This is a genomic window from Streptomyces sp. C, from assembly GCF_000158895.1.
GTDB lineage: Bacteria > Actinomycetota > Actinomycetes > Streptomycetales > Streptomycetaceae > Streptomyces > Streptomyces racemochromogenes.
In genome coordinates, this window is the sequence record NZ_GG657750.1 from 949205 (window position 1) to 956675 (window position 7471).

7 protein-coding genes and 2 pseudogenes are annotated in these 7471 nt (G+C 74.8%); 4 read left to right on the plus strand and 5 right to left on the minus strand.

Going from position 1 to position 7471, the window contains the following annotated elements; genetic code table 11:
* Positions 1–162, minus strand: a pseudogene (locus tag SSNG_RS41070) (ROK family protein); the annotation flags it as partial.
* A gap of 63 nt (positions 163–225) precedes the next feature.
* Positions 226–846 carry an alpha-ketoglutarate-dependent dioxygenase AlkB gene (locus SSNG_RS04195; RefSeq protein ID WP_050779832.1) on the minus strand — a complete coding sequence of 207 codons (621 nt, stop codon included), beginning with the start codon at positions 844–846 and terminating at the stop codon, positions 226–228.
* Positions 847–972: 126 nt separating this feature from the next.
* Between SSNG_RS04195 and SSNG_RS04200 the strand changes: the two genes are divergently transcribed.
* Together SSNG_RS04200 and SSNG_RS04205 are read left to right on the plus strand one after the other, a co-directional pair.
* A complete protein-coding gene (locus tag SSNG_RS04200) occupies positions 973–1716 on the plus strand; it encodes a maleylpyruvate isomerase family mycothiol-dependent enzyme (RefSeq protein WP_007262555.1) in 744 nt (247 codons plus the stop codon).
* Between the two features lie 126 nt (positions 1717–1842).
* Positions 1843–3090 carry a GDSL-type esterase/lipase family protein gene (locus SSNG_RS04205; RefSeq protein WP_007262556.1) on the plus strand — a complete coding sequence of 416 codons (1248 nt, stop codon included), beginning with the start codon at positions 1843–1845 and terminating at the stop codon, positions 3088–3090.
* A 57-nt stretch (positions 3091–3147) separates the two neighbouring features.
* On the opposite strand, the gene SSNG_RS04210 is transcribed toward SSNG_RS04205, so the two are convergent.
* Positions 3148–4104 carry a spherulation-specific family 4 protein gene (locus SSNG_RS04210; RefSeq protein WP_241694989.1) on the minus strand — a complete coding sequence of 319 codons (957 nt, stop codon included), beginning with the start codon at positions 4102–4104 and terminating at the stop codon, positions 3148–3150.
* Between the two features lie 141 nt (positions 4105–4245).
* Positions 4246–4944 (minus strand): TetR/AcrR family transcriptional regulator, encoded by a 699-nt coding sequence (locus tag SSNG_RS04215; RefSeq protein WP_042800510.1) that lies wholly within the window; start codon positions 4942–4944, stop codon positions 4246–4248.
* 150 nt (positions 4945–5094) lie between these two features.
* On the opposite strand from SSNG_RS04215, the gene SSNG_RS04220 reads away from it, so the two are divergent.
* Positions 5095–5553, plus strand: coding sequence for a nitroreductase/quinone reductase family protein (locus SSNG_RS04220; protein WP_042800511.1), 459 nt, complete (start codon positions 5095–5097; stop codon positions 5551–5553).
* Between the two features lie 175 nt (positions 5554–5728).
* Here the strand turns inward: SSNG_RS04220 and SSNG_RS04225 are convergent, their stop codons facing one another.
* Positions 5729–6919, minus strand: coding sequence for a geranylgeranyl reductase family protein (locus tag SSNG_RS04225; protein ID WP_007262560.1), 1191 nt, complete (start codon positions 6917–6919; stop codon positions 5729–5731).
* 296 nt (positions 6920–7215) lie between these two features.
* Here SSNG_RS04225 and SSNG_RS04230 point away from each other — a divergent pair.
* Positions 7216–7471: pseudogene (locus SSNG_RS04230) on the plus strand (dipeptidase); the annotation flags it as partial.

Consider the following 7471-nt stretch of genomic DNA (forward strand, 5'->3'; position numbering starts at 1 on the left):
GGCGGTGGCGCGCGTGACGCCGAGCTCGGCCGTGAGCACCGCCCGGGTCGGGGCCCGGCCGGTGTGGACGAGTTCCAGCGCCGGGCCGAGTGCGCCGCGGCCGCGTTCCAGCCTGGTCCTCGCGGACGCCGCCGACGCCGTGCTCCCGTCCTCCGCCCCCAGCGGGGCCCCGTTGCCGTTTCATGAGGGGATCCTCGCATGATCGGGGGCCGCCCCTCGCCCCGGCTACGTCCCGAGGCCGCCGACCCGCAGGGTGATGTTGAGGCGGCCGGTCAGCCCCAGCCCCGGCGGGGCGGTGCCCGGCAGCACCTTGGGCACGCCGTGGTAGGCGAGCCGGCTCGGGCCGCCGAAGACGAACAGGTCCCCGCTGCGCAGCTCGACGTCCCGGTACGGGCGGCCCCGCGAGGCGGTGTTGCCGAAGCGGAAGAGGCAGGAGTCGCCCAGGCTGAGCGAGACCACCGGGGCCCCGGAGCGCTCCTCGGCGTCGCGGTGCATGCCCATCCGGGAGTCGCCGTCGTAGAAGTTCACCAGCGCGATGTCGTACGCCTCCGAGGGCGGCGGGGGCGACCCGTACGCGGCGGTGACGGCCCGCCGCCCCAGCTCGGCGAGCCAGGCGGGCATCGGCTTGACCGGCGCCCCGTCCCCGTCGACGGCGGTGCGTGCGTACGCGTACGGGTACCAGTGCAGGCCCAGGCACACCTGCCGGGCGGTCATCGTCCCGCCTCCGGGGGTGCGTACGGTGCGCAGTCCGGCGGGCGGCCGGGCCCACTCCCGGCACGCGGCGAGCAGCTCCCGCTGGCGCCGGGGCCCGAGCCACTCGGGCAGGTGCACGGCGCCGGGTGCGATCTCGGTGCGCTCGCGCGGGAAGAGTTCACCGTGCGGGAAGGGTTTCCCGGGCGGCGACGGTGTCCCGTGCGGCGGGAGTTTCCCGTCCACCCTTCCATTGTCGGGGGCGGCTGGCACACTCGCGGCATGAAGATCACCGAATACGTGGAGACCCTGGCCCGGGAGGGCGAACTCCTCGCCGACCAGGCCGAACGGGCGGGTACGGACGCCCTCGTGCCCAGCTGCCCCGAGTGGCGGGTCGCCGACCTGCTGCGGCACACCGGTGCCGTGCACCGCTGGGCCGCCGGGTTCGTGCGCGAGGGCCTGGTGGAGCGGGTGCCGTTCCCGGAGCCGCCGCAGCTGACGGGAGCGGAGCTACTGGCCTGGTTCCGGGAGGGGCACGCGGAACTGGTCCGGACCCTGGCGGAGGCGCCGGAGGGGGTGGCCTGCTTCACCTTCCTGCCGACGTCGCCGCCGTCGCCGCTGGCGTTCTGGGCCCGGCGGCAGGCGCACGAGACGACCGTGCACCGCTTCGACGCCGAGTCGGCGCGGGGGACCGCCTTCTCGGAGGTGGCCCCGGAGTTCGCCGAGGACGGGGTGGACGAGCTGCTGACCGGCTTCCACGCCCGGCCGAGCAGCCGGGTGCGGACCGAGGAGCCCCGGGTGCTGCGGGTCCGGGCGGCGGACACGGGCGCGGTGTGGACGGTGCACCTGTCGAAGGAGCCTGCCCGTACGGTGCGGGGCGACACCGGCGAGGAGCCGCACTGCGAGGTGACCGGCGAGGCGTCCTGGCTGTACGCGGCCCTGTGGAACCGGCTCCCGCTCGCCGGCCCCGGCGTACGCGGGGACGAGTCCCTGGCCCGGCTGTGGCAGGAGACGGCGGGCATCTGACGGCGGCGGCCGCGGACGCCGGGCTACGGGATCCCGCCGGCCGACGACGGGCGACGGGCGGCCGGCTGCGGGCGGCCGGCAGAAATGGGCGTGCGCGGCGGGGGGCGGCTTGGCAGGGTGGGCACCATGGCTTCCGGTGTCTCCCCGTCCTCCCCTTCCTCCCCGCACTCCCCTTCCTCCCCGCACTCCCCTTCCTCCCCGCACTCCCCCGACTGGATCACCACCCCGGTCGAGGAACGCCTCCTGCGCGGCGCCCTGGAGGTGGAACGCACCGGGCTCGGACTGCTGCCCCACCGGCTGCCCGCCCGGGCCCGCGCCCAGTGCACCGACGGGCAGCTGGCCAAGGCGGAGGCGCAGCCCTCCGGCGTGCGGCTGGTCTTCCGTACCCGGGCGACGACCGTCGAACTGGACGCCGTACGGACCAAGACGGCCTACCGGGGAGCGCCGCCGCGCCCCGACGGCGTGTACGACCTGCTGGTCGACGGCCGGCTCGCCGGCCAGGGCACGGTGACCGGCGGGCACGTCCTGATGGTGGACATGGCCACCGGGCAGGAGGAGCGGATCCCCGGCCCGGTCGGCACGGTCCGCTTCTCCGGCCTGCCGGACCGGGTCAAGGACGTGGAGATCTGGCTGCCGCACAACGAGGTCACCGAGCTGGTGGCCCTGCGGACCGACGCCCCCGTCGAGCCGGCCCCGGAGCGGGGCCGCAGGGTATGGCTGCACCACGGCAGTTCGATCAGCCACGGCTCCGACGCGGCGAGCCCCAGCACGACCTGGCCGGCGCTGGCCGCCTCCCTCGGCGGGGTGGAGCTGGTCAACCTCGGCCTGAGCGGCAGCGCCCTGCTCGACCCGTTCACCGCCCGGGCCCTGCGGGACACCCCGGCCGACCTGATCAGCGTCAAGATCGGCATCAACCTGGTCAACCACGACCTGATGCGGCTGCGCGCCTTCGGTCCCGCCGTCCACGGCTTCCTCGACACCGTCCGCGAAGGCCACCCGGGCGTCCCGCTGCTGGTCGTCTCACCGATCCTCTGCCCGATCCACGAGGACACCCCGGGGCCCAGCGCCCCCGACTACTCCGAACTCGCCGCCGGCAGGCTCCGGTTCCGGGCCGCGGGGGACCCGGCGGAGGCGGCCGCGGGCAAGCTGACCCTCAAGGCCGTCCGGGAGGAACTGGCCCGCATCGTGCGGGAGCGCGCCGCCGACGACCCGAACCTGCACCACCTGGACGGCCTCGACCTCTACGGCGGGGCCGACTTCGCCGAACTCCCCCTCCCCGACGGCCTCCACCCGGATCCGGAGACCCACCGCCTGATCGGCACGCGCTTCGCCGACCGCGCCTTCGCGCCCGACGGCCCCTTCGGCGCCCCGTAGCCGCTTCGGCCGGCCTCTTCGGCCGGCCTCTTCGGCCGGCCGAGTCGGACCGACGGGTCAGCCGGACGGGTCCGTGCCGCCGAGGGTGGCCGCGTAGGCGGTCTGGGGGCGGTACTTCCAGGAGGGGCTGGTGTTCCAGGGGTTGGGCATGGCCGCGCTCGTCGCGTACGCGTACCCGGCGCCGCGGTCGAAGGCGGTACGGAGCGTGGTGCGCATCGCGGCGCTGTCCGGGACCTCGTGGACGAGGTGCCAGAACGCGGTCCCGCTCGGGTCGAGTTCGGTGCCCGGGCGGTAGCCGCCCCGGGCGTCGAACACGTTCCCCTGCCAGCCGCCCGTGGTGTACGCCGCGTACGTGTCCTCGTAGGTGACGAAGACGTCGGCCGTGCGGTGGCCCGGTTCGAGGTAGCAGTCGGCGATGGCGGTGCCCGGGTTGTTCACGACGAGGTCGTCGACGTCCGGGTCGACGGCGTGCATGGCGTCCTGGACGTAGCGGCGCAGGGCGGCGTAGTGGTCGCGGGTGACGTTGCCGGGGCCGCAGTCGCGGCTGACGACGTCGAAGAAGATGCCGTCGACGTGGAGCCGGCCGTCGTCCTCCCCGGCGGGCTTGAGGTAGTTGTCCACGGAGGCCTTGACGGCCGCGAGGTCCCGGTTGCCGTGGTCGGTGTGGACGTAGCCGAGGACCCTGGTCTTCTCGCCGGTGGCGGTGGTGCCCGCGCGCAGGGCGTCGGCGCGGGCCCGCCAGGGGCCGTCGAAGGCGGCGTCGCCGTTGCCGGGGTTGAGGACGACCACGGAGGCGGCGGGGGTGGCGGCGGTGAGGGCGGTGAGCATCGGGTCGGCGGCCCACACGTAGGCGGGGACGCCGATCTCCAGGCCGCGCACGCCGGGTGTCCGGGGAGCGGGAGCCGGCGACGGCTCCGCCTGTCTCGCGGAGGCGGGTACGGCCGGCGCCGGTGCGGCGAGCAGCACGATCAGGGCGACGGCGTACAGGGCCTTCAGTACGCGGGCGGGGGCCACGGCTGTTCCTCCGGCTGCGGCGGGGGCGGGGGCGGGGTCCCGAGGAACACTAGACGCGCGGGAACCCGGTGAGAGCCGAACCACCCGGATCGGTATGAAGAACAGACGAACGACTCGTCACCGCGGCCCCGCACGGTCCGGTCACACGGCGGGCAGTCCGACCGAGTGCGCCAGCTGCCCGGCGGCGTGCGCGAAGAAGGCCTCCCGCTCCTCGACGACCCGGTTGAACTGGCCGAACAGCTCGAAGGAGACCAGGCCGACGAGCTGCGCCCAGGACGCGACCAGGGCGGCCGTCACCGCCGGCGGCAGGCCTTCGGCGAAGTCTGCGGTCATCCGCTGCGCCTCGGGGCGCAGGGCGTCGGGCAGGGGCGGCAGGGCGAGGCCACGGCCCTCGTAGGCGGTGCGGACGATGCCGATGAGGACGTTCCCCACGCGGGAGGCGGGACCGACGGTGTCGATCGGGGCACTGTAGCCGGGGACCGGGGAGCCGTAGACGAGGGCGTACTCGTGGGGGTGGGCCAGCGCCCAGGTACGGACCGTGCCGCAGGCCGCCGTCCAGCGGGCGCGGGGTGTGGCGCCGGCGGCCAGGGCGGTGGCGTCGGCGGTTTCGACGGCGGCGCCGAGGCCGTCGTAGGCGTCGATGATCAGCGCGGTGAGCAGGTCGTCGCGGCTGGGGAAATAGCGGTAGAGGGCGGAGGAGACCATCCCCAGCTCGCGGGCGACGGCGCGCAGCGAGAGTTTGGCGGCGCCCTCGGCGGCGAGCCTGCGGCGCGCCTCGTCCTTGATGGCGGCGGTGACCTCGATACGGGCCCGTTCCCTGGCCCCTCGCACGGTGCTCATGTGGATCAGTGTGCCACGCGGTCGGAGCAGTGCACGAAAACAAGAGCAGCAATCCATATCGAGAGCACTGCTCTTGTTTTGATGCACCGATCCGTGCACACTGATCTCAAGCGAGAGCAGTGCTCTCGAAACACCGCCCGGAGGACCCTCATGAACGCGCCCGCCCCCTACTACGTCCAGGCCGGCCCCTTCGCCGTCCGTTTCAACGCCCTCTTCGGCAAGTTGGCCCGCCTCGGCATCAGCCTGGCCGGCACGGCCGAGCTCTCGGTGCGCGGGCGCACCTCCGGCACGATGCAGCGCATCCCCGTCAACCCGCACCCCTACGAGGGCGGGCAGTACCTCGTCTCGGCCCGCGGCCACTCCCAGTGGGTCCGCAACATGCGCGTGGCGGGCGGCGGCGAGCTGCGCGTCGGCCGCAAGGTCCGCGTCTTCACGGCCGAGGAGCTGACCGACCCGGAGCAGAAGGCTGCCGTGCTGCGCGCCTACCTGGAGAAGTGGGGGTGGGAGGTCAACCGGTTCTTCCAGGGCGTCACCGCCCAGTCCACCGACGCCGAGCTCCGGGCGGCCGCCGGGGACCACCCCGTCTTCCGCATCACGGTGTCCCACTGACCGGCCCGGCCACCCCCAGCCGGTCCGGCCCACCCCCCGCCGGCCCGGCCGCCCGCTCGGCCCACCCCCCGCCGCCCCGGGCCGCTCTCCCGCCTCCCTCCCACCCCGGGCACGGCGGAGCGCCGGCCCCCCCGAGGGGAACCGGCGCTCCGCGTCGTCCGCCGTGCTCCGGCCGCTATCCGCGGCGGGCGCGCGCCTGGCGGTCGTCCAGCAGGTGCAGGGCCCTGCGCGCCAGCGGGTGCGTACGGACCAGGTCCGGCAGCGTCATCGAGCCCCGGGTGATGCGGGCGAAGGCCATCCAGGCCGGCCGCACGCCCGTGAGCGCCGCGTGGAAGAGCCCCGGGCGGGACTCGAAGACGGTCAGCATCCGCTTGCCGACGGCCATTTCCACACCCAGCCCGGCCTTGACCGCGAAGGCGTAGTTGAGCGCCTGCCGGCGCGCGTCCACCGCGTCCTGCGCCTCGGAGACCTTGACCGCCCACTCCCCCGCGAGCCGGCCCGAGCGCAGCGCGAAGGAGATGCCCTCCCGCGTCCACGGCTCCAGCAGCCCGGCCGCGTCACCCGCCACCAGCACCCGGCCGCGCGAGAGCGGGGAATCGGGCTTCCGGCAACGGGTCAGGTGGCCGGAGGAGAGGGCCGGTTCGAAGCCGGCCAGGCCCAGCCGGGCGATGAAGTCGTCGAGGTACCGCTTGGTCGCCGCGCCCTCGCCCTTCGCCGAGATGACCCCGACGGTGAGCGTATCGCCCTTGGGGAAGACCCAGCCGTAGCTGCCGGGCAGCGGGCCCCAGTCGATCAGGATGCGGCCCTTCCAGTCCTCGGCCACCGTCTCCGGCACCGGGATCTCCGCCTCCAGGCCGAGGTCCACCTGGTCCATCTCCACGCCGACGTGGGCGCCGATCCGGCTGGCGCTGCCGTCGGCGCCGACCACGGCGCGGGCCAGGACGGTCCCGCCGTCCGCGAGCACCACGGCGACCGTGCGCCGGTCCGGCACTGCCGCGCCGTGCTGCTCGACCCGGGAGACGGCCGTGCCCGTACGCAGGGTCGCGCCGGCCTTCTCGGCCTCCGCGACCAGCGCCGCGTCGAACTCGGGCCGGTTGATCAGCCCGAACAGCATGTTCTTCGAGCGCCGGGTCCGGGCCAGCCTGCCGTTCAGGGAGAAGGTGACGGCGTGGATGCGGTCCTTGAGGGGCAGCGTGAAGCCCGGCGGGAGGGCGTCCCGCGAGGGGCCGATGATGCCGCCGCCGCAGGTCTTGTACCGGGGCAGCTCCGCCTTCTCCAGCAGCAGGACGCTGCGGCCCGCCGAGGCCGCGGCGTACGCCGCCGACGCCCCGGCCGGTCCGGCGCCGACCACGACGACGTCCCACACCTCCGCCGCGCCGTCCGCGGCGGTGCCGCCCGCCCCTTCGGCCGTCTCCCCGACCGCCTCCGCCGGGGTTCCTTCGTCCGCCCCCCGAGCGGCCTGCTCTGCGTTCGCGCCGTTCACGTCGTCGTCGCTGCTCACGATGTGCTGCTGCTCCTGATCACCCGGTTGCTCCGATGCCGTGGAAATCCTACGGCGAGCCGCCGCCTCGTCCCTCTGTGCGAGGATCGTGACAGCCTTTCGCCTTGCATTCGCCGTACCCCGGCACCCACAACAACGTCGCACCCACGAGGAGCGTGCCCATGTCCCAGAATCCGATCGCCGAGACCGTCGCCTCGCTCATGCCCCGCGCCAAGGCGGAGCTGACCGAGCTGGTGGCCTTCCAGTCGGTCGCGGACTGGGCCCAGTTCCCGCAGAGCGAGAGCCAGGCCGCCGCGAACTGGGTGGCGGACGCGCTGCGCGCCGAGGGCTTCCGGGACGTGGCGCTGCTCGACACCCCGGACGGCACCCAGTCCGTGTACGGGTTCCTGCCCGGCCCCGAGGGCGCCCCGACCGTTC

Bases quoted from the DNA above. Each gene is read 5' to 3' on its own strand.
- SSNG_RS04200 (WP_007262555.1), top strand. From the start codon at position 973: ATGAAGATCACCGAATACGTGGAGACCCTGGCCCGGGAGGGCGAACTC.
- SSNG_RS04205 (WP_007262556.1), top strand. From the start codon at position 1,843: ATGGCTTCCGGTGTCTCCCCGTCCTCCCCTTCCTCCCCGCACTCCCCT.
- SSNG_RS04215 (WP_042800510.1), bottom strand. From the start codon at position 4,944: ATGAGCACCGTGCGAGGGGCCAGGGAACGGGCCCGTATCGAGGTCACC.
- SSNG_RS04220 (WP_042800511.1), top strand. From the start codon at position 5,095: ATGAACGCGCCCGCCCCCTACTACGTCCAGGCCGGCCCCTTCGCCGTC.